Here is a 20770-nt window from a genome sequence, read left to right as displayed (position 1 = left end):
TGTTAATGCTTTGTCCTCCCTTCAGGGTATCGGGGCAATATCGCAAATTCATGACAGTCTGTCTTTTCACGCGCTGTGAGTTCACTGTGATGCATATGTCCGGCATGTAAAAACACCTGTAAATTCATGTGATAAAGCGTTGTGATGCTTGTTTTTTGTTCAAGATACTGTCATTTTGAGGTGGTAAACTATGCGCATCTGGCATTGTGTGACAGGCGTGCTATGTTGTTTTTGGCATACTCCCCTTTGTGGGGCTCACAAGGACAATTGCGATTGAGAAGCCAATCTTAGGAGAATGACTGATGGAAAACGGTTTGCAAAAGGCTTTGGAACAACAGTGGTCTTCGCCGGTCTTTGACCCGAAAGCTTATTTAAATCCTGTGGGAACCTGGATGCAGGTACACCGGATCTGGGAATCGATAGCGGCGAAACATTATAAAGAAGCGACGCAGGACAGTTACGAAACGACGCTCAAGAAGATAGAAGAAGCCGATAAAGTCCTGAATCAAAAAATACAGCAGACCAAAGAACAAGGACTGGTTTTTCCTTTCGACATGATGCAACTGGCGAGCGACAACCTGGTGGCCGGCTGGAATGCTGTGACCGGGCAACATGATGACAACAGTCTGAGTGAGCAGTATGTCGAGCTGGAAGATGCCTTAGCGAAGAAAGCCGTCGAGTGCGAGAAAGCACTGAAGGCGAAGCAAACGGCGCAGCGTAATCTCCGTAAAACCAAGACCGAACTGGATGCCAGCGATGAAAAAGTGAAGGCATTAAATGAAGAACTCCGTTCAGCCAAAACCGCGCTGGAAACTGAGAAGAAAGCAGTGCAACTGCAACAGGCCGGATGGCAGGCAGAGAAGAAAGAGCTGATTGCTCAGAATGAACTGCTGAAAAAGCAATTGGCTGAATTACAGAAGAAACAGACTGCAGCCTCGAAAATTTCTGATGCGTCCTGATTGAAGGATGTTCAGATGTGACGAAAAGCGCCGAAAGGCGCTTTTCGTGTTTATACGCATAAAAAAGCAACCGAACAGGCACTCAGGAGCAGAAATCGGGGGAAAACTCCATCCTGTCCGGTTGCAGAATGAAACCGGCAACACTTGGCTAAGTCTCTCATTCTAAGCAGAAATGTACTGCGTCAGCCCAATTGTGCTGGTTTCATGACATGATAATTTAGACTAAAATAGGGAAACAAAAAATTGAACAATTCCTATTTAAAGGTTCCTCTTTTTTATGAGTGGTCAGCGCCTCAAAACCCAGTTCCAGCGTCTTTATACCCATTTTTCCGGACAGGACAGTGATACCAATCTTCAGGACATTTCTGAGGTGCTTTTCTGTACCCGCAGGAATGTGCGTATGGTCATCAATAAGATGGTGGAAAAAGGCTGGATAGACTGGGAACCGGCGATAGGGCGGGGCAAGCAGTCACGGCTGGTGTTTCACAGCACAGATACTGAGTTGCAATACAACCATGCCCGAAAACTGGTTGCAGACGGCAAGCTGGAACCCGCACTGGAAGCTTTGGGTCATGATGCCAACCGGCTGGCGCAACTGATTCAGGAACAGCTGGGCCTGACCACTCAGAAAGGCCGCCAGATTGTGCGTGTACCGTATTACCGTGCATTTACCAACCTGAATCCGCTCCGGCCGCTGCGGCGTTCAGAGCAGCATCTGGTGCGGCAGATTTTCAACGGTCTGACACGCATAAATGAGGAAAAAGAGGAAGTCGAAGGGGATCTGGCGCATCACTGGGAAGCTTTCTCCCCGCGTCACTGGCGTTTTTATCTGCGTCCGGCGGTTCGTTTTCATGATGGCAGTCTGCTGGAAAGCAAAGATGTGCTGGTGAGTCTTGAAAGGCTGAAGTCGCATCGGCTGTTTCGTCATCTGGAAAACATCAGCTCACCGTTTCCGAATACCATCGATATCCGCCTCAGTCATGATGACAGGCGATTGCCGGATCTGCTGGCAAATATCATGGCCGTGATTCAGCCGGCTGAGTTGGATACGGCCAAAGAAGCAGAGCTGTTTCCGATCGGGACCGGCGCTTACAAGGTGGTGCAGAACGATAAACAGCGGCTGACGCTGGAAGCGTTTGATCAGTATTTCGGATTCCGAGCGCTGATCGATGTGGTTGAGATTTGGATCCTGACTGGCGTCACAGCCTGTTATCTGCAGCCGAGTACGGACCGGGTTGCCACGCAAATCAAGGAAGTCTCAGAACGTCTGACTTTAGATGAGGGGTGTAACTACCTGCTGCTGAACCGGGTGACCGGTCTTGCCAGTGATCCGCAATGGCAAGCCTATTTCCAGAATCGTCTGGGTCCGGTTCAGCTGCTGTCCCGCATGAATCCGGCTGAAATCGGAGAGATGCGTCTGATTAATGCTTATGGCCTGTTGCCGGGCTGGACGGACACGAATTCGGTTTCAGCCCATGTTGATGTGCCCGCAAAACGGATGGTCACGCTGGCGTTTGCCCAGGATCATCCGGTTTATCATGAAGTTGCCCGGGCGATTGAACGTATTCTTGCAGAAGATGGGATTCGGCTGAAAGTCATGGAAATCAGCAATACGGATGTGCTGACAGGCAAATACGCAGATAAGATTGATATCTGGCTCAATGGCATGAGCATGAGTAACCACAGAGATGATGCGTTTCTTGCCTGGTTCTACAGTTTTGACCACATTGCGCGGGTCATGCCTGAAGCAGAATTTGAAGCGCTGGATCAGCAGGTGATGCATTGGCGGGCATTCGCGGAGCAAAGCTGTCCCAGTCATGATATCGGTTCGGTGCTGGTACGCAGCGGGCAGATTATTCCGCTCTTTCATGCCTGGCTTGGGGTTTACAGTGCGGGGCCGGTACAGGGGATGGAACCCAATTCTATGGGGTGGTTTGATTTTAAATCGGTCTGGTTAAAGCCAGGGCTGGAATCTTAAACCCTGGCTGAGAGATAGGATTACTGCGTGCTTTCGGGGGCGTCTTTGTCGTCGCGGTGATCCCATTCCTGATCATTGAACCAACGGCCAATCGGGCGCCAGACAGTGTCTATCATCGACTTATACCAAGGCGCCTTTTCAGATGCTTCCGCCGCCAGAATAGGCTGAACCGTGATCAGTGAGTCAGACAGATACCATTCAACTTTTCCAACCTGTTGTCCTTTAGCCACCGGTGCTTCCAGGTTGGAATTATAAAACACTTTGTGGTCGAGACTTTTTCGCTGGCGGCGGGGAACGGTGATTACCCCGCCATCGCCTAGTTCCACCTGAACATTGGATGGAGAGCCGTACCAGACTTTGGCTTTTTTCAGCGTATTTTTGTCGAAGTTGGGGGCGAGATCCTGATAGAAGCGGAAACCCCAGGTCAGCAATTTTTTGCTTTCGTTGCGCCGTGCATTGACATCTTTTGTACCGAGTACCACGGCGATTAACCGGAAGCCGTCCTGTGATGCGGATGATACCAGGCTGTATCCCGCTTCTTTGGTATAACCAGTTTTGACACCATCGGCATTGAGGCTGGTATCCCAGAGTAAGGGGTTCCGGTTGCCTTGTTTTATTTTGTTGAATGTAAAAGATTTTTCCTTAAATAATCCATACATCTCCGGTAAATCATGAATGAAAGCGCGGGTCAGCAGCGCCATGTCATAAGCCGTGGTTGCCTGCTCGTCACTGTCCAGTCCGTGTGGGGTTGTGAAGTAAGTTCTTTGCATCCCGAGTCTTTCTGCTTCGCGATTCATCATTTCAATAAATGCAGCGGTATGTCCGGCCACATGCTCGGCCAGCGCGACTGTTGCGTCATTCCCGGATGAAATGATCACGCCGTGGTTTAAATCATCCACGGTGACTTCATCGCCAACATTGAGGAACATTTTGGAGGAACCGGGAAATTTTTGTCCCCAGGCGTTTTCACTGATGACGACTTTATCGTCACCGTGAATATGACCGGCTTTTAACTCTTTACCGACCACATAGCTGGTCATGATCTTCACAAGGCTGGCAGGCGCATGCGCTTGATTCTGATTGCTGCCTGCGATCACCTGACCGGATTGGTAACTCATTAAAACCCATGCATCTGCTGCGATTTCTGGCGGGCTTGGCATGAGCGTGTCTTCAGCCGAGGCAGGGGTAATCAGGGAAAAGTACAGACTGATAGTCCAGTACAACAAAACAGGTCTAAGCAGTGTTTTCATCATAATCCAGTATCCCAGTTCAGATGAGGCCAGGTTACTTTCAGCTTAGTAAAAACTCTGTTCATGAGGATAATTTTTACCCTGAACCTCGTCTTCCTGTGACTAAGTGCATTGTCAATTGCCTGTTTTCATTTTTGTTTCATCCCGGACTGCTAATTTGACTTAGTTATCAAAAAGATGACATCGAATGCGTAAATTTGTTCAAAAACCGGGAGTTGTGTGCAATTTTATCCCTCCCTTTTCAATTAACAATAATTTAACATCGATACAGGGATGACTTATGAAACAAGCGATATTGCCGCTGATTGGTCTGATCACGCTGAGTGTACACAGTGCGGCATTTGCACAGGTTAGCAATGGTGATTTTGAACTCTGGTCCAACGGGAGTCCGGACAGCTGGACAACGACAGACTCAGGGATCCAGGTTACTGAAACCAGCAGTCAGCTTCATTCAGGAAACCTCGCCGCTGCGATTACGGTCAATACCGGCACGCAAAGTGAGACCGATTTTCGGCAGGCTGTCAGTGTGACCAGCGGCGAAAGTTATGACTTCAGTGTGTGGGTTTATCATACGGAAGGTGGCGTTTCCGCCCGGCTGTATGTGGATGGGTATCAGGGATATTCCATACCGTCTAAAACGGGTGCGTGGCAACAACTCAGCTATCGTTACACGGCAACCAGCACAGGCAGCATAGAGGTTGGGTTACGTTTCTACGACCAGTCCGGATTTGATGGATCTGAAGTGGTCTATGTGGATCAGTTTGAGCCGACGGTGAGCAGTGCGCCATCCGAGGGTGGTGATTCGGGTAGCGGTAATAGCGGGGAGGGTGACCCGGACGGGAACGACTCCGGAGATGGGCTGAGTGATCTGTCCAGCTATTATCAAACCGCAGCGGGTCTGACCGGATATTCACTGAAAACTGCGCTTTATCAGATTATCCGGAATCACAGTGCGCAAAGTTACAGTGATCTGTGGTCTTTCTATACGGCTTATGATCTGGATAAAACCTACGAAAAAGACGGCACCATTCTGGATATTTATTCGGAAAATCCTTCCGGGGCCGATGCCTATCATTTTGTACCCGGTAATCATCAGTGCGGCACCTATCGCGGCGAGGGTGAATGTTATAACCGGGAACATGCTTTTCCGCGGAGCTGGTTTGGCGGGGCGATCGCGCCGATGAATACGGATGTTCACCATATCTTCCCGACAGACGGGTACGTGAACTCGAAACGCAGCAGCTACCCTTATGGTGAAGTCGGCAATGCGACTTTTACTTCAGCAAACGGGTCGAAGCTGGGTGTGGCTGCATCCGGTCAGGGGTATTCAGGGACAGTGTTTGAGCCCGTTGATGCCTTTAAAGGTGATGTCGCCCGGGCCTATTTTTATATGGCGACCCGCTATCAGAATGTCATTTCCGGTTGGGAAACGGACAGTTCCTATGGTGATGCGGTACTGGATGGCAGTTCTGATCAGGTTTTTGAAGGCTGGTTTCTGGCCCTGTTACTGAAATGGCATCAGGAGGATCCGGTGAGTCAGGAAGAGCGGGATCGCAACGAATCAGCCTATCTTTTCCAGGGGAACCGTAATCCTTTCGTAGATTACCCTGCATTTGTGACTGAAATCTGGGGAAAATAATGCATATCTCTCAGGGGCCGGAATGGCCCCTTTTTTTGTACTTTTCTGTGCCCGGATGCCTGTCACCGTCGGCGTGCTGCATTCGTCAAATCTGATATCCCGATGGTTCCGGTGCCGGAAAGTCCGGGTGATGGATGGTGAGACATTTCAGATTTTTTCAGGAATTTCATCGCATTATTGCTGAGGTGAGCCACACTGTATGTAAACAATACAGTGCGTTGTATGTTGAGCTTGTTGTCTCAGGGAGTCGAGAATGCGTGTGAAACTGCCTTTTTTTGTCTTCATTTTCTTTGTAATGATTTTGCCATTCACAGCGGAAGCCGGCACAGGTGAGTCCGGGCTGGATTTAACACAGACAACCATAGGTTATCTGGCTGTTCTCATCTTCGTCGTTGCTTATGGCTTAGTCATGGCGGAGGAATATCTTCAGCTTCGCAAGTCAAAGCCTATGTTGCTGGCAGCCGGTGTGATCTGGATTCTGGTCGGCTGGGCCTACAAACAAAATGACATGATAGAAGTGGCGCATGTGGCGCTGGATCATAACCTGCTGGAATATGCAGAACTGATGCTCTTTCTGCTGGTGGCCATGACCTATATTAACGCGATGGATGAGCGGCGATTGTTTGATGGTCTGCAGGCCTGGATGGTGAGCAAGGGCTTTCACTTCAAGTCTTTGTTCTGGATGACCGGGTTGCTGGCTTTTTTCATTTCGCCGGTTGCAGATAACCTGACCACAGCTTTACTGATGTGTGCGGTTGTCATGAAAGTCGGGGGCGACAACACACGTTTTATCAACCTTGCCTGCATTAATATTGTGGTCGCAGCGAACGCCGGTGGCGCTTTCAGTCCTTTCGGGGATATTACAACGCTGATGGTCTGGCAGGCCGGATTGGTCCGATTCTCCCAGTTTTTCGAACTGTTCATCCCAGCACTGGTGAACTTCATGGTTCCGGCTTTGATCATGTCGTTCTTTGTGCCGGGCACCAAACCTGAGACGACCAGTGAGTTTGTTGAACTGAAACGCGGGGCAAAACGGATTGTTTTACTCTTCCTGCTGACAATACTGACGGCAGTCGTCTTTCATACCTATCTGCACTATCCGCCCGTGATGGGAATGATGATGGGGATGGCATATTTGTCTTTGTTCGCTTATTTCCTGCAAAAGACGCTGCCTCGTTCGCTGGAGAAAAAACGGGCGAAAGCCATTGCGAATAATGATCATGCAGCGTTGGACCGTTTAGGTTCTGTGGTGCCCTTTGATGTCTTCCGTCGTATCTCGATGGCAGAGTGGGACACATTGCTGTTTTTCTATGGTGTGGTTATGTGCGTGGGCGGGTTAAGTCTGCTGGGGTATCTCAGCGTTGCATCGCATGTGCTGTATACCCAGTGGGATCCGGTCTGGGCCAATATCATGGTGGGTGTGATGTCTGCCATTGTCGATAATATCCCGGTGATGTTTGCTGTACTGACCATGAATCCGGATATGGCCGTCGGAAACTGGCTGCTGGTGACACTGACTGCCGGTGTCGGCGGGAGTCTGCTCTCGATTGGTTCAGCGGCGGGCGTTGCGCTGATGGGCGCAGCACACGGGAAATACACCTTTTTCGGACACTTGAAGTGGGCACCAGCGGTTGCATTGGGTTACATCTTAAGTATTGCCGTTCATCTGGCGATGAATGCTGCTGAGTTCGGATAAACAAGACTATCAAGACAACTAAGACAACCAATACAACCAGAATAAGCAAGATAAACAAAAAACAGGGCTGATGTGATGTCAGCCCTGTTGGGTTGAGGATCTTTTGAAGTTTCGAAGAAAACCTCAGCTGCTTTTACAGGTTGCCGTAATATCCAGTTCCGGGTTTTTGGCTGTGGTTTCTACGCCGTAAAAACCAATCAGGGTATGGAAGAAATTGTCCTGAGAAAAATGTCTGGACGTTGCCAGTTTAGACAGACAGATCTTATCAATACCTTTTGCTTGTGCATATTGGTCCGGAATCCACATCAGCCAGGGAACGGTTGTTTGCTCTCTTGGCGCGATGGTGTACGGCGTACCGTGCAAATACAAGCCATTTTCACCCAGCGATTCTCCATGGTCAGAAATATACATCAGGGCGACATTGTATTTGTCCTGATAATGCTTCAGCTTTTGAATGAGCTTTGACAGGAAGAAATCAGTATACGCAATGGTGTTGTCGTACGTGTTCCGAATTTCTGCATCTGAACATTTTTCAATATCTTTGCTGTTACAGGCCGGAGTGAAACGTGCCATTGACTCCGGATACCGTTGAAAATAGGTTGGACCATGGCTTCCAATGGTATGAATCGTGATCAGCTTGTTTCCCTGAAGTGCAGTAATTTCTTTATCGAAATGGGTGAGCAGTGCTTCATCGTGGCAGGTTTCACCATTACAGAATGAACTCTCCTCAGTCGGATCAAGACTGATTTTTTCGAAATTCTTGGCAACACCTTTATCACCGCCATCATTATCTTTCCAGAGCAATGTGACACCTGCGCGGCCAATGATATCCATGACGTTATCCTGATTATTGGCTTTGCTTTTTTTGTAGTCGGAACGATTCATGTTGGAAAACATGCAAGGCACTGAAACTGCTGTCGCTGTGCCGCATGAAGAGACCTGTTGAAACGAAATCAGGCCCATATCTGCGGTATAGGGATTTGTATCACGCTTATAACCGTTGTAACTGAAGTTCATTCCGCGGGCCGTTTCACCCAGTACCACAACAACCAGGGTGTCTTTCTTGTTTTTCGCAGGCAGCAGCTTGGCATCTTCACCCAGCGGGCGATATGGTTCCGGGGTCGTAAAATAGTTCCGGTTAATGTACTTAAAGGTATTGTAGGCGTGCGCAGGGTTAATCATTTTATTCAGATACGAATTATTCCTGCCGACTGCGGCGTAATCTTTATAAAAAAACATGGCAATCAAGCCGAGGCCAATGAAGGCTGCCAGCATTAAAACGACTCGTTTCAGGATTTCTTTGAAAATACTTTTCGAGTAAATGATATGTGTCATTAAAACAAGGGTGGCAGGGACAAAACCGAAGAAGATCAGGTAAAACAAAGAGCTGCCATTCAGATAAGAACTGGCTTCACTGGTGTTGGTCTCAAAGACATTTTCGATCATGCCATAGTCAAACATGACCCTGAATTTCATTTCGGCATAGAAAGCTAATGATGAGGTGATTAATAATATAATACTGACAGGTTTAAATATAAAAGGCTGGCACAGCATGGAAAAAATAATGACAAAACTAAAAAAAAGCAGGCAGGGTGAACTGATGATGAAAGGTGTCAGATGATAGCCGGTCACCTGATAAATCTTTGAAATTACAGGCATGTTCAAGATGAAGGCATAATACACTGACATGAGCAGGATAAACCCGTTCATCGTCAGTGTAATTCTTGTTTTGAAAACATTTTTTATTATGTTTGGCATGAATAATTTATTGTGATGCGGACAATGAATGCACTATGACGATTAATTCTTAAGAGATGCTTAAGAATTGTATATGGACTTGTCACATTTCGGTAATAAAAGCTTTCAGTTTTGATCAATACAATTTCTTAAGCGTTTCTTAAGACACAGCATGAATACTGCAGAAATGATTTCGATGAATCCTCAACAGGAGCGAACATGGTTACACAACAGCAGTCCGATATTCTCTGGGATCGCTTTGTCCGATTTATTCATTGGTCCGTCGCAGCACTCTTCTTCACCAATTATGTGTTCACGAAGGAAGGGGGAGCAACCCATGAGTGGGTTGGTTATGTCATGGTGTTGCTGATTCTGTTGCGTTTACTGTGGGGAACCCGGGTGACAGGGGCAGCAAGGTTGAGCAGTTTTGTGCCTTCAGTCAGTAAGGCCCGGGAACATATCAGTACGCTGTGGGAAACCGGAAAAGATGACCATCACGGGCATAACCCTTTAGGTGCCTTCATGGTTTGGTTCTTATGGGGTGCACTGGTGCTTTGTACTTTGAGTGGCTGGGCAGCTCACGAAAAGCTGTTTAATGCAAAGAAACTGTTTAAAGAAGTTCATGAATTTCTGGTCAATCTGACGTTGTTTGCAGTGATCTTCCATGTCTTTGCTGTTGTCATGATGAGCAAGCTGACGGGCAATCAGTATGTGAAAGGGATGCTGACCGGCCGGCGGGGTCAAAAATAAGACGGAACCTGCCGCAATGGAAATCCTTGCGGCAGGTTTCATTTTATAACGCGGCTTTTAATGCCGAAATGAAGTCGTCAATATCATCCCGGCTCACATCGAGATGGGTGACCAGACGCATCGGGTGGCCGGTACTGATCAGGATGCCTTGGTTTTTCAGGGTTTCAGCCAGTGCGGTTTGATTGATATGGCTGTCCACCTTGGCAAATAAAATGTTGGTTTCGACGAATTCAGGTTTGGTGCTGAACCCGGGGACGGTATTGAGCTGTGCTGCAAGATAGCGGGAGTTCTCATGGTCTTCCCGTAACCGGGTTGCATTTTCCTGAATCGCGATTTTAGCAGCAGCTGCCAGAATACCCGCCTGACGCATGCCACCGCCCAGCATTTTTCGCCAGCGTATCGCTTTTTTGATCAGGGCTTGATCACCAAGCAGCAGTGAACCGACGGGTGCGCCGAGTCCTTTGGACAGGCAGATGGTGAAAGAGTCGAAATACTTCACGATTTCAGTGATATCGACGTCCAGCGCTGCGGCAGCATTGTAGACCCGGGCACCATCAAGATGAAGCGCCAGATTGTGCTGGTCTACGAAAGCACGGGCTTCAGCCAGATAGGACAGGGGAAGTACTTTACCGTTGATTGTATTTTCCAGGCTCAGGAGCCGGGTACGGGCAAAGTGGAGATCGTCCGGCTTGATCGCTGCTTCAAGTTTGCTGAACGGAATGGTTCCGTCCGGATCATTTTCGACAGGCTGTGGCTGGATCGAACCCAGAACAGCCGCACCGCCACCTTCGAATCTGTAGTTGTGTGCTTGCTGTCCGCAAAGATATTCGTCGCCGCGCTCACAGTGACACAGGAGTGCCAGCAGGTTGGCTTGTGTGCCTGAACTGCAAAACAAAGCCGCTTCAAACCCGTGTCGTTCGGCTGCCCATTGTTCCAAATCGTTGATGCTTGGATCGTCACCATAAACATCATCACCGACAGGGGCATTTGCCATGGCCTGGCGCATGGCATCAGATGGACGGGTGACGGTATCAGAACGAAAATCAATGTAGGGTTTGGATGTGTCGGTATGGCTGGTGGTCATCATGTTTTTCCAGATCGTTGCACCATTCAAGGTGCGTTTTTCGAGGTTGTTCACTATATATACCACGAAAAATAAACGATGCATGCGAAATCAGGTAATTGACTGATATTGAATTGATTTTCAGGTAATTTGAACTAGTGTTGTGCATATACATGTGAATATTGAGTCAGATAAATACTCATAAGATTTCATATTTAAATCTTCAGAAGTGAGCAGGAACCTTGTCAATGCGTATGGATACGGAACACCAGGGCAATAACTTCCCACCTTACTTTTATCTGGCGGCTTCGATTATTGTCGCCATCCTCATGATAGGCGTCAGCCTGTATTTTCGTCCGCTATTACCCATTGATGAAACCCGGTATGCGTCTGTCGCCTGGGAAATGTGGCATGGCGGCGACTGGCTGGTGCCTCATAAAAATGGTTTACCTTATGCGCATAAACCCCCGGTGTTATTTTGGCTGATCAATCTCAGCTGGATGCTCTTTGGCGTGAACGACTTTGCGACCCGCATGATTGTTCCCTTAGTGGCCTGCGGTAACTTCTTCCTGATTTATCAATTGGGAAAACGACTGTATGGTAAGCACTCACAGGCTGCTGAACTTTCGCCTCTGGTATTGCTGAGTTTCGCAACGCTTGCGTTGTATCTGCCTATGTCCTTTTTCGATATGTTGCTGACTGTCTTTCTGTTAAGCGCTGTGATTTGTCTGCTGAAGTCTGCACAGGAAAACAAGATCAAGTGGGGAGCGGTCGCGGGCTTCTGGGCAGGCATCGGGGTGCTGGTGAAAGGCCCGGTGATCTTGGCTTATTTATTTCCCTTATTCGTTTCCTATCCCTATTGGCGGCAGGATGGCTGGCTGTCGAATCGAAAATGGCTGGTTGGTTGTTTGCTCAGTATCATCATGACAGCTGTGGTCGCTCTGCTTTGGGCAATTCCGGCAGCCATGCAAGGCGGTGAAGAATATGCTCAGGCCATTTTCTGGGGACAGACTGCGGGCAGAGTCTCCGAGTCTTTTGCACATGCCCGGCCATTTTACTGGTATGTATTGTTTCTGCCGGTACTGACATTGCCCTGGTTGTTTTTTCTGGGCTGCTGGCGTAGCCGGATTTTCAGCCAGTTGAGTCAGGCAGATAAATTTTGCTTAAGCTGGCTGGTGCTGACGGTGCTTTTATTCAGTTGTTTCAGTGGTAAGCAACCTCATTATCTGTTGCCGGTTTTCCCTGCAATGGCGGTCTTCCTGGCTGCAAAGCTGAATCTGAAATTGTTCGGCAAAGAGCCTTTGCTGGCTTTGCTGTTGCTGATATTAGCGATTGCGATGTTCAGCGGCCCATGGTGGATTGGCGCGGCATTTAAAGCGGCTCAAAATCCGGAAGTTCATCCGCTCTGGGGACTGGTGCCGCTATTTTTGGCCGTGGTCGCCATCAAACCTGCAGTCTTTCAGAAATTCAGATTGCCCGTTCTCTTACTTGCGATTCCGGTCAGTGTTTATGCGCTGCTGCCGTTTGTATCGCCGGTTTTATTTCAGCTTTATGATCTCAGTGAACTGGCACAACAACTGAATAAAAAACAAACCGAGGGGCATGTGGTTGCCATCTCCGGAAATTATCATGGGCAGTACCAGTATCTGGGTCGTTTAGAAGAACCACTGGTGGTCATTGGCGATAAAAATACAGAAGAGTATCTGTGGTTAGCCCAGCATCCCAATGCCTGGGCTGTGATTGCAACCAGAAATGTCGACACTTACATCGAGCAGCATGCTGTACAGATATGGCCTTATCGAGGCAGAAAAAACGTATTGATTTCAGCGGCAGACTTATTTCAATGGCCCGACTGGAAACTGTATACGCCTGTTATCGATCAAAAGCTGACGGAAAAGAAGGTCGCCGTTAATTCTGATCTCGAATAAGGAAAGAGCACCCTGGAAAAATACAGCGCATAAAAAAATCCGGGTATACACCCGGATTTTTCAACTCAGACAGATTCAGCGATTTTGATTCACGGAATCAAAACCTGAGAGTCAGTCCTGATCGTACTGATCACCAAACACGTCCCGATAAGAACGACGTGACGAGTCAATATTCGGCTCTTTCACGATCCATTCCGGCATGTACAGCGTCTCTATTTGCGGTTCCAATCCCCAGCGGTGATAAGCAAGTGCCGCCAGACCAGTAATGGTCATCGCAAACCAATAGCCTGAATCGTAGGCTTCATCCTCACTTCCGAAATACGTTTTGTGATCTTCCAGTGCAGCCTGAAGCTTTTCTGGATATGCTGTTTCCCGGTTCGGACTGTACATGGCATGTATGAGCGGAATCAGGGGCAAGAATTTGTAATTCACTGCTTCCTGCCTTGCTTCATGGCCGACACATTCAGGCTTGAACACTTTTTCTGCTGCATCGACCAGCAAAGCATTGATATCTGCGTCAGGGTACAGAATGCCTTTCAGCAGGTTGAGCATGGCTTTATCAAACGCCCGGTTTGAAGGGCCATTTTGCCTTGCATCCAGATCAATGTGCGCTTCATTTAGTTCACACAATTCATAGGCGCCCGAATAATCCTGAAGAATCAAACAGCAGGCAAACACCAATACCCAGTCATCCAGATTCAGGCGGTGATCCGTTGGCTTACCGACACCTTCGTATTCATACTGGTTGATGCTGAAGGGGACAAAGTCTCCTTGATTAAATACCAGTCGGTAATAGGCCAGACCAACATCACGGTATGTCTTCAGGCACCATATAATCTGATCTTTAGGGGCACCTTTTACTAAGAGCATTCCAAGTGTGTTCAAACATGGCTCTAATCTTAAACTCAAGATATTTTGATATGCATCTGATGCAGAACCTTCAAGAGTTTCTGGGGGCATCTCTCTGGCTATTAATGGGGTTAGCCAATTATTGAGGCGCTCTTGCATTTGTCCATCATTTGCTTCTTCTTCCAATATATGATGGTTAAGCGAGTTGACCTTATTCAAAAGCATTTTCCTTATAATCCACAGTAGTGCCGTTGGCTTTTAGTGAGCCATCTGAATTCAGTTTTGTCGTGATTTTGATGAAGGAAGCATTTGGCTCATTGCTATTCATATGCTGCTCAATCTTTTTAAGTGTTTCGTTGTGCAATGCCAGTTCATCCGGGTCGACGGTATTAGAATGTCGGTTTGCGTCCTTGTTCCATTTTTTCATCGCCTTAATGGTATCAATTGTGTGCTCTCTGTGCCCCTGAACAAAACAGTCACTGCCAATAACACGACAGTTGTCGGATGGGTTTGAGCCCCCTTTATACTCCGCAAATATGAGCTTTTCGCTGCCATCATCATGCTCAATCAGATAGATGTCGTCAAACTGGTCATTCGCCTTCTTACTGCCAGGGTAGGAAGCCTGAAGTTTACTCACGCGCTTCACACCGTTGTGACCTTCAACGAACAGCTGATTCTGGATCACGGCTTCACCCGTAAGTTTGCCAATCGTGTGACTCAGATTGTTCATTTCAATGCTGGCATCAACAAAGGCTTCCTGCTGGGCCGGCGTTTCCTGAGACTTGTTTGCCTCTTTGGTCGCTTTTGCCTTTTGGCGCAGTTCACCGAGCTGAGAAACTGACATTTCTTTGGGTTGCCCGTCGATGCTATAGGTTGCTTTCAGTTCACCATCACAGTTCGGGAAACGACAGGCATCCACCGCGTTGAGCGGTTTGCTTGTATCAACACCATTGATGATGTCGTTTTTGAAGGTTGGTGGTACTTTGGTTGTATTGCCACTTTCAGGCTTATGCCAGCCTCTGCCGTTTTCATACTCCCAACCATTTCGGACGAAGTATTCGAATTTACTTGGCGAAATCGTGACTTTTCCGACTGAATCAATATGCGCCTGGTAAAGGTCTTTGATATCCGTATCTGTCAGTTGTTCGATGGGCTTATTCGGTTTTTTGTCTCCTCCTGAATGATTTGGATCGCCACCTGAACCAAAGCCAGAGCGAGGCGCATCGTGACTCAGCTTATCCATCAGGTGCTTATCGTTTTTCACCATCCTGAGCAGGTCAGCTAATTGCTCCACGCCAGCGGACATATCCATGTCACTATACTGGCCATTCAACAGCTCGAGAATTTCGAGAGTTGTCATTGCGGCAATTGTTTTTTTCCATCCCATGATGTGTTTGGCTTTATCAAGCACACCCTCTTCAATTGAATTGACGGCATTTTCATACGCAATTCGTTTGAGCTCTTCAGTGGCTTTTTTTCTGTCTTCAGGGTTATCAGATTTCAGTAAGCCATAAACATCAGTTGCTGACTTCAATAAATCGGGTAATTCCATGATAGCCAGATAAGCACTGGCAGCGATTGCAGCTGTATAAAGGGTGTCAGCAAGTAACCAGAGCAGAAACGCAGCATTATTTTCTGCAGCATTTCCGGCAGCTTTCATGCCTGCTTCGACATCACCCTGAGCTGCGAAAATCATGAGACCACTCACCAGCCTGGAAATATCAGCCCCCATTTTTTGGAGTCGAGCAATTTCCTGATCAAATTCAGCTTTGGAGATTTGGCCGTTTTCTTTCTGCATTTGGGTCAGGACTTTTGCAGCGAATGCTTCGGTGCTGCCCTGAATGTTGTCGATCTGTTCCTTGTAGCCAATATCTTCTTTATATTTTTCAGCAATATATTCACCAATGACACCGCCAGCGGCGCCGCTCATGCAACCAGAAAGGATGCCTTTACGGTTTGAGCCATTGATACTGTTTGTCATGGAGCCTAAGCCACAGCCCAACGCAGCATGTGCGATATATTTCGCACCGGCAGAGATCGGGTCGACTCCGGATTCAATGATATCGCCTTGTTCATTCAGACGAATGCCACGGCTTGCGGCACCAATCTGGTTGGCCAGACTCTTACCCAAGACATTGACTGTTGAACTGGCCAGTGCGTGGATGAACGTCTCATCAATATCTTTTAAGCTGCGTAATCCGTCTCCGTTAGCCAGACTTTCTAGCTGAGAGGCAACAATCGTATGGAAGACCTGCTGGGTTGCTTGCTCTGCGATAGAGCCTGCCATCCCATTCCCCAGAGCATCAGAAGCTGCACTGCTGGCATCATTAAACAGAGAGGTATCTAACTTTTCCAGAACACCAGCAGTGACTGCAGAAAGCGCAACTGACCTGACTGTTTCAGAACTGGCCATCTGGTCGAGGGTGGACTTGATGTTGAACCCATTTGCAAGCAGTGACGCAGATGCCTGGAAAGCTAGGCTGTTGACTGCAGCGGCCATGACCGTATTGGTGACGCCCATGAGACCTGCAACACCGGCACCTCCGGTTGCTACAGCAATTGCGACAGCCAGAATCGCCATGGCCGCAGGGGTCAAACCACTTTGGTCGTAGTCCCATTCATCCAGGATGAGTTTCACTTCCTGCCAGTTCACATCTGGTGAGTCTTTGACTTGCTTCAGCCATTCCATACCATCCGTGACTGCCAATTGATCGATGTAGCTGTCTAAATCGACGAATTGCTGGTCTGGTAAAGTGGGGAACTCAACTTTGATACCGTGTCTGGCATCCAGCATGAGACCACCCTGGGTTCTGAACAGGTTGTAATATGCGATTTGTTTTTTAAAGCCATGTCCCTGAAATCTGAAACTGAGCGATCCTTCATAGGATTCCTCATAACTGTAAACATGATTGGCAAGCTCTAAATCAAAATCGATATTGTCAGCAATGATTTTGGTGACGCCCTGGCTGTCGACCTCAACTGCACGTAAAGTCACTGGGCCAATTTGTGTGTTTAACGTAATGTCATTTCCGGCACGGAGCAGTGTACGAACAACTTCTGCACGTTGTTCGCTTTCTGCTGTTTTCTCTTTGGTTCCGAAAACACCCCCAGTTTTACTTTGAAATGATTTGCTCCAGCTGTATTCATTTTGTGCAGCAGTTAAGTAAATCCCTTCACCCGCCAGCAGCTCCAGCATGCCTTCACTTTCGATGATTGCACCTTGCGTGATGATCTTTTCATTGGCAATGATTGAAATAATATCGACTGCTGAAAGTTTGGTTTGTAAGTTCACTAACGACTGACTGGAGTCTGTCCACCTCTTGCCCGACTGTGCATGTTGCTGGCGAACCTCCTGCGTTAGGAGTTGAACGCTGCCACCTGTATTGATGTGAAGTGTCCCTTGTGAGTCAAATTGTCCGCCTTTACTGATCACATCAGCTGCAGTTGTTAAGTTGAGTGAATTTAATCCGGTAATTTTGGCGAGGTTACCCGCTAATTCAGAATATCCGTATTCGTATTCGTGACGGAAGACTAAAGTTTCATTTCTAATTGCATTCGCAATCAGCTTTGTATCACGGCCTTGAATGGTGCCGGAGTAGTTTTCAATGTTATTCCCTGCCTGGATTTTCAGGTTTCCCTGGGATTTGACATTGCCTTGGTTGTTAATGAAATCCTGTTTGGTTTGAATGAAGAGGTTTCGTCTGGCGATAACATCACCACCGTTAACTGTAAAGCTTCCGGCATTGACCATACCATTACCAACACTAAAGGTTGTTTTACTTACTTTATTCGTTGCAATGGTTGTTTTTGATAAATAAACGAAAGGAATGACGACTTTTTTCCCGGTTGGCAATGTTCTGAATTCAGGCCAGATGACATCGCTGGAAATACTATTGATTTGAGCTGAAGTCAGGTTTTGGCCAAATTTGTAGCCTTTTTCTTTTATCAGTATCAGAGCATTGTCATAGAGTGACTTGATCATGTCATTGTAATTGTCATAATCACCTTCACCAACGATATAACTTCGGTTCAGAATTTGGTTGAGCTGCAGGCGGATGATGTCTCTCTCAACATAAGGTGTGCCGATAAATAAAGGCTTTGGAGGTGCGGCAGGAATTATTGTTGTGATCTCACCTACACCGATGGGTACCCATTTCATATCACTAAATTTTTTCGGATATTTTGATGCAGCCAGTTGGTAGAAATAACCGAAGCCATCAAATATATCTGATAAAGGTGACATGAATACTTCTTCATAAAGATGACCCGAGACCCGGCTGGTTAACTGATACCGTGCTGATGAATCCAGCGCTGACTGGAGCTTATTCACATCTCTGGTCAGCTGAATGTTTGCATAAGCTGGAAAAGCCAGTTGCATCGGAATCACCCAGGTTAAAACAGATGCAGTTGCTTTTCTCCAGACCGGTGATTTTTCAGCCTGCATCAGTGTGGAATGGTTTTTTTTGTTCATTTTTATGATCATCCCTGATTATTTTCCGAAAGTGATATTGCCAGTTGTGACTTTACCATTTGCGACATTAATATTAGCTTTGTTGATTTCAAAGAGAGCTGGGAACTGGCCTTTGGTTTCATCTTTGATGAGTTTTTCAGAGGTTGTTGTCCATCGTTCTGTTTTTCGTTTGATACAAGCACCTAATACACGTCTTGAACAATAACGGCGCGAGTGGTGAGTCACTGTAGTTCTGATGATTTTTTCATTTAGTGCTAATCCGAGAGATTTTATTTCATTCAGCTTTCCATTCATTTCACCCCAAATTTCAACGTTACTGGCTTCGTTGTAAAATTTGTTTCCGTTAAAGGTAACATTCCCTGCAACCAGCATACGAGCGACAGGGGACAGTGTTGATACATATTGTGTGTAGACTTTCTCTTTGGTGTTTTTATTTTTGTAGATGGCGTCAATATATTCTTTGCATGGTTTGATATATATTTCTTCGACTCTTTTCACCACATGTATAGCTTGATCAATCGGAAGATTGGAGTTTGAGCCTAAGAAATATCTATAAAACTCATCTAATCTTTGATAGTCCACATGATGATGTTTTTTTAAATCTGCTTCAAGCGCTTTACATTTGCGCACAGTTTCAGCAGGGAAAGTTTTAGATTGATAGTATTCGTGACTTTTTCCTTCAATGTAATAACGTTGGTTATTTATTGATGGAGAGTCAATTGACATGTTTCCATTTAATACTTCGACAACGCCAGAACCATTTTTAAAAGAATTTTTAGCTTGAATGACTAGAGCGTTTTCAGCTGAAATTGATACTGGCGTTGAATCTGTGATCTCCATTTTAATTTCAGGGTTTTTATATTCTTTACGTTGCTTGATATATGGATTCGAATTAATGATTTCTGGAGCGCTTAATGAAAGGTTAAAACCATAAATACTTGATTTTCTTTCTTCTAATGTCCAGTCTTTTTTTATGCTTTTAGTTGTGCATCGATTGATGAAATTTTTGATTAACCCAACACCAGTACCAATTTGAATCGTACTGCTTTTACTCTGTGCACTGTGACCAAAAGTCTCAACACCTACACATTGCCAGGGATCTAGAATGCCATTGATGATGGAGTTGTTACTGCTTAATGCGACATTGCTTCCAACAAATATACCTTGATGGTTGTTCTTTATATAGCTGATGCCATTGACATAGAGCGAATCACGGGCAAATAATTCTCCGCCTAAATTGCTCACCATGTTTGCAGCAACTTTTATATTATCTGCAAAAATTAGTCCTTTCATTATGAGTGAGTTCTCAGCAGAAATTTCAATGTCTCCTGCTTTAATACTGTAATCTTTGTATTCCTCTTTTGGAATGATAGATATATTACTTGCTTCCAGGATCACATTTGATTTCGTCAGCAGTTTATTTTCACTCAGTATTAATGAGCCGAATGACTTAATATGAATGTTCCCACCAGGGAAAACTGTTTTGTCTTGATAGGTATTGACGAGTGAAACGTCTCCTAAGGTTGAAATGTTACTCTTCAATGTAATGTTTGCATTTAAACTGGTTGTCTGAATCAAGACATTTCCGGCTTTAATATCCCCCAGCATTGTCAGAGCAGTACCAGTCTGACTGGCATTTGCGATGTTGATATCACCCTTTTCATATGACAGTTCAGTATTCCCAGTAACTAACTGAAGATTGCCTTGCGATGCAAGCAAATTTCCGCCCTCAGGTGCCACTTCATAATTTCCTGTGGTGTTTTTATTCGCTCTAGTGAAAGTATTAATATCACCCTGGACGTTGATTCTTTGGGCTAATAAATCAACAAAGACAGCATCTTGTGTTCTCAGACCCGAACCAATGATGTCCAGAGCACCTTTCTGTGTTTTGATCTTTGTCAGATTACCTTGGCTGAAAGAAGGAGAGCCTGTCGTCAGCACAACGCGTTTGGTATTTTTGAATTCGCAGGAATCGCAGATAAGTCCGGAAGGACTGGCAATGATGATATCGCTCGGTTGCCCAAGAACTTCAACTTCACCAATGGATAAAGGTGTGGCAGAGGTGTTGTGGATGATCGTAACTTTCGTTGGTTGGTTTTTGACACCTTTATTCAGAATCGGGTTGTTTACTAATAACAGATGCTTGACGGTTTTACCGTCACTGCTGACTTGGACGTTGGCTGTTCCTTCAGGACTGAGCTTTTCCATGAAAACAAGTGTTTCTTCTTTCTGAGGGTCTGAATGTTTTGATGAAATGATTTTGGTATTGGTTGAAGTCAGTGATGCAAACGTAAAAGAGGGCAATAAAAAAATTGAAGTGAGCATCAAGGTTGATGGCCAGAATTTTCGGTATCTTCGTGTCATGATATTTGTATAACCTGAATTGATAAATGCTTATTTAGTATGTGTTGATTAAAGGTTAACCATCTGAAATTAAAACATTACTCCCA

The 20770-nt window shown here is 46.4% G+C and carries 12 protein-coding genes; 6 read left to right on the top strand and 6 right to left on the bottom strand.

What is annotated here, in order from left to right:
* Positions 1-302: 302 nt before the first annotated feature.
* Both ACYP03_RS15605 and sgrR read left to right on the top strand, forming a co-directional pair.
* Positions 303-959, top strand: a complete 657-nt coding sequence (locus tag ACYP03_RS15605) for a hypothetical protein (protein WP_459780869.1) — start codon at positions 303-305, stop codon at positions 957-959.
* A gap of 277 nt (positions 960-1236) precedes the next feature.
* A complete protein-coding gene (gene sgrR, locus ACYP03_RS15600) occupies positions 1237-2937 on the top strand; it encodes an HTH-type transcriptional regulator SgrR (protein WP_459780866.1) in 1701 nt (566 codons plus the stop codon).
* Between the two features lie 20 nt (positions 2938-2957).
* Here sgrR and ACYP03_RS15595 read toward each other — a convergent pair whose 3' ends face one another.
* Positions 2958-4187, bottom strand: coding sequence for a serine hydrolase (locus ACYP03_RS15595; RefSeq protein ID WP_459780864.1), 1230 nt, complete (start codon positions 4185-4187; stop codon positions 2958-2960).
* Positions 4188-4467: 280 nt separating this feature from the next.
* On the opposite strand from ACYP03_RS15595, the gene ACYP03_RS15590 reads away from it, so the two are divergent.
* Positions 4468-5826: an endonuclease gene (locus tag ACYP03_RS15590; protein WP_459780862.1), complete on the top strand. Its 1359-nt coding sequence runs from the start codon at positions 4468-4470 to the stop codon at positions 5824-5826.
* Positions 5827-6121: 295 nt separating this feature from the next.
* Positions 6122-7522 carry a sodium:proton antiporter NhaD gene (nhaD, locus tag ACYP03_RS15585; RefSeq protein ID WP_459781067.1) on the top strand — a complete coding sequence of 467 codons (1401 nt, stop codon included), beginning with the start codon at positions 6122-6124 and terminating at the stop codon, positions 7520-7522.
* A 123-nt stretch (positions 7523-7645) separates the two neighbouring features.
* On the opposite strand, the gene ACYP03_RS15580 is transcribed toward nhaD, so the two are convergent.
* Positions 7646-9232, bottom strand: a complete 1587-nt coding sequence (locus ACYP03_RS15580) for a phosphoethanolamine transferase (protein WP_248142168.1) — start codon at positions 9230-9232, stop codon at positions 7646-7648.
* A gap of 246 nt (positions 9233-9478) precedes the next feature.
* Here ACYP03_RS15580 and ACYP03_RS15575 point away from each other — a divergent pair, with 246 nt between their 5' ends.
* Positions 9479-10009, top strand: coding sequence for a cytochrome b/b6 domain-containing protein (locus ACYP03_RS15575; protein WP_248142169.1), 531 nt, complete (start codon positions 9479-9481; stop codon positions 10007-10009).
* Positions 10010-10052: 43 nt separating this feature from the next.
* On the opposite strand, the gene ltaE is transcribed toward ACYP03_RS15575, so the two are convergent.
* The gene (gene ltaE, locus ACYP03_RS15570) at positions 10053-11057 is read right to left on the bottom strand and encodes a low-specificity L-threonine aldolase (protein WP_459781065.1); all 1005 of its coding nucleotides are present in this window, start codon (positions 11055-11057) and stop codon (positions 10053-10055) included.
* A gap of 263 nt (positions 11058-11320) precedes the next feature.
* On the opposite strand from ltaE, the gene ACYP03_RS15565 reads away from it, so the two are divergent.
* Positions 11321-13000, top strand: a complete 1680-nt coding sequence (locus ACYP03_RS15565; RefSeq protein WP_459780859.1) for an ArnT family glycosyltransferase — start codon at positions 11321-11323, stop codon at positions 12998-13000.
* Positions 13001-13111: 111 nt separating this feature from the next.
* Here ACYP03_RS15565 and ACYP03_RS15560 read toward each other — a convergent pair whose 3' ends face one another.
* Genes ACYP03_RS15560 through ACYP03_RS15550 form a run of 3 tightly spaced genes read right to left on the bottom strand, consistent with a single transcriptional unit; the run spans position 13112 to position 20684 of the window.
* Positions 13112-14068 (bottom strand): Imm49 family immunity protein, encoded by a 957-nt coding sequence (locus ACYP03_RS15560; protein ID WP_459780857.1) that lies wholly within the window; start codon positions 14066-14068, stop codon positions 13112-13114.
* Positions 14061-18320, bottom strand: a complete 4260-nt coding sequence (locus ACYP03_RS15555) for a DUF637 domain-containing protein (RefSeq protein WP_459780854.1) — start codon at positions 18318-18320, stop codon at positions 14061-14063. The genes ACYP03_RS15560 and ACYP03_RS15555 overlap by 8 nt, the downstream gene beginning before the upstream one ends.
* An 18-nt stretch (positions 18321-18338) precedes the next feature.
* A complete protein-coding gene (locus ACYP03_RS15550) occupies positions 18339-20684 on the bottom strand; it encodes a two-partner secretion domain-containing protein (RefSeq protein WP_459780852.1) in 2346 nt (781 codons plus the stop codon).
* Positions 20685-20770 lie beyond the last annotated feature (86 nt).

It is taken from the genome of Photobacterium sp. R1 (assembly GCF_054600795.1).
The sequence above is the reverse complement of the archived record's forward strand: the minus strand, read 5'-3'. Positions and strand labels throughout refer to the sequence as shown.

What these genes read in the sequence shown, in the direction of transcription:
- ACYP03_RS15595 (WP_459780864.1), bottom strand. Translation starts at nt 4,187, where the DNA reads ATGAAAACACTGCTTAGACCTGTTTTGTTGTACTGGACTATCAGTCTG.
- ACYP03_RS15575 (WP_248142169.1), top strand. Translation starts at nt 9,479, where the DNA reads ATGGTTACACAACAGCAGTCCGATATTCTCTGGGATCGCTTTGTCCGA.
- nhaD (WP_459781067.1), top strand. Translation starts at nt 6,122, where the DNA reads ATGATTTTGCCATTCACAGCGGAAGCCGGCACAGGTGAGTCCGGGCTG.
- ACYP03_RS15555 (WP_459780854.1), bottom strand. Translation starts at nt 18,320, where the DNA reads ATGAACAAAAAAAACCATTCCACACTGATGCAGGCTGAAAAATCACCG.
- sgrR (WP_459780866.1), top strand. Translation starts at nt 1,237, where the DNA reads ATGAGTGGTCAGCGCCTCAAAACCCAGTTCCAGCGTCTTTATACCCAT.
- ACYP03_RS15580 (WP_248142168.1), bottom strand. Translation starts at nt 9,232, where the DNA reads ATGAACGGGTTTATCCTGCTCATGTCAGTGTATTATGCCTTCATCTTG.
- ACYP03_RS15550 (WP_459780852.1), bottom strand. Translation starts at nt 20,684, where the DNA reads ATGACACGAAGATACCGAAAATTCTGGCCATCAACCTTGATGCTCACT.
- ACYP03_RS15590 (WP_459780862.1), top strand. Translation starts at nt 4,468, where the DNA reads ATGAAACAAGCGATATTGCCGCTGATTGGTCTGATCACGCTGAGTGTA.
- ACYP03_RS15605 (WP_459780869.1), top strand. Translation starts at nt 303, where the DNA reads ATGGAAAACGGTTTGCAAAAGGCTTTGGAACAACAGTGGTCTTCGCCG.
- ACYP03_RS15565 (WP_459780859.1), top strand. Translation starts at nt 11,321, where the DNA reads ATGCGTATGGATACGGAACACCAGGGCAATAACTTCCCACCTTACTTT.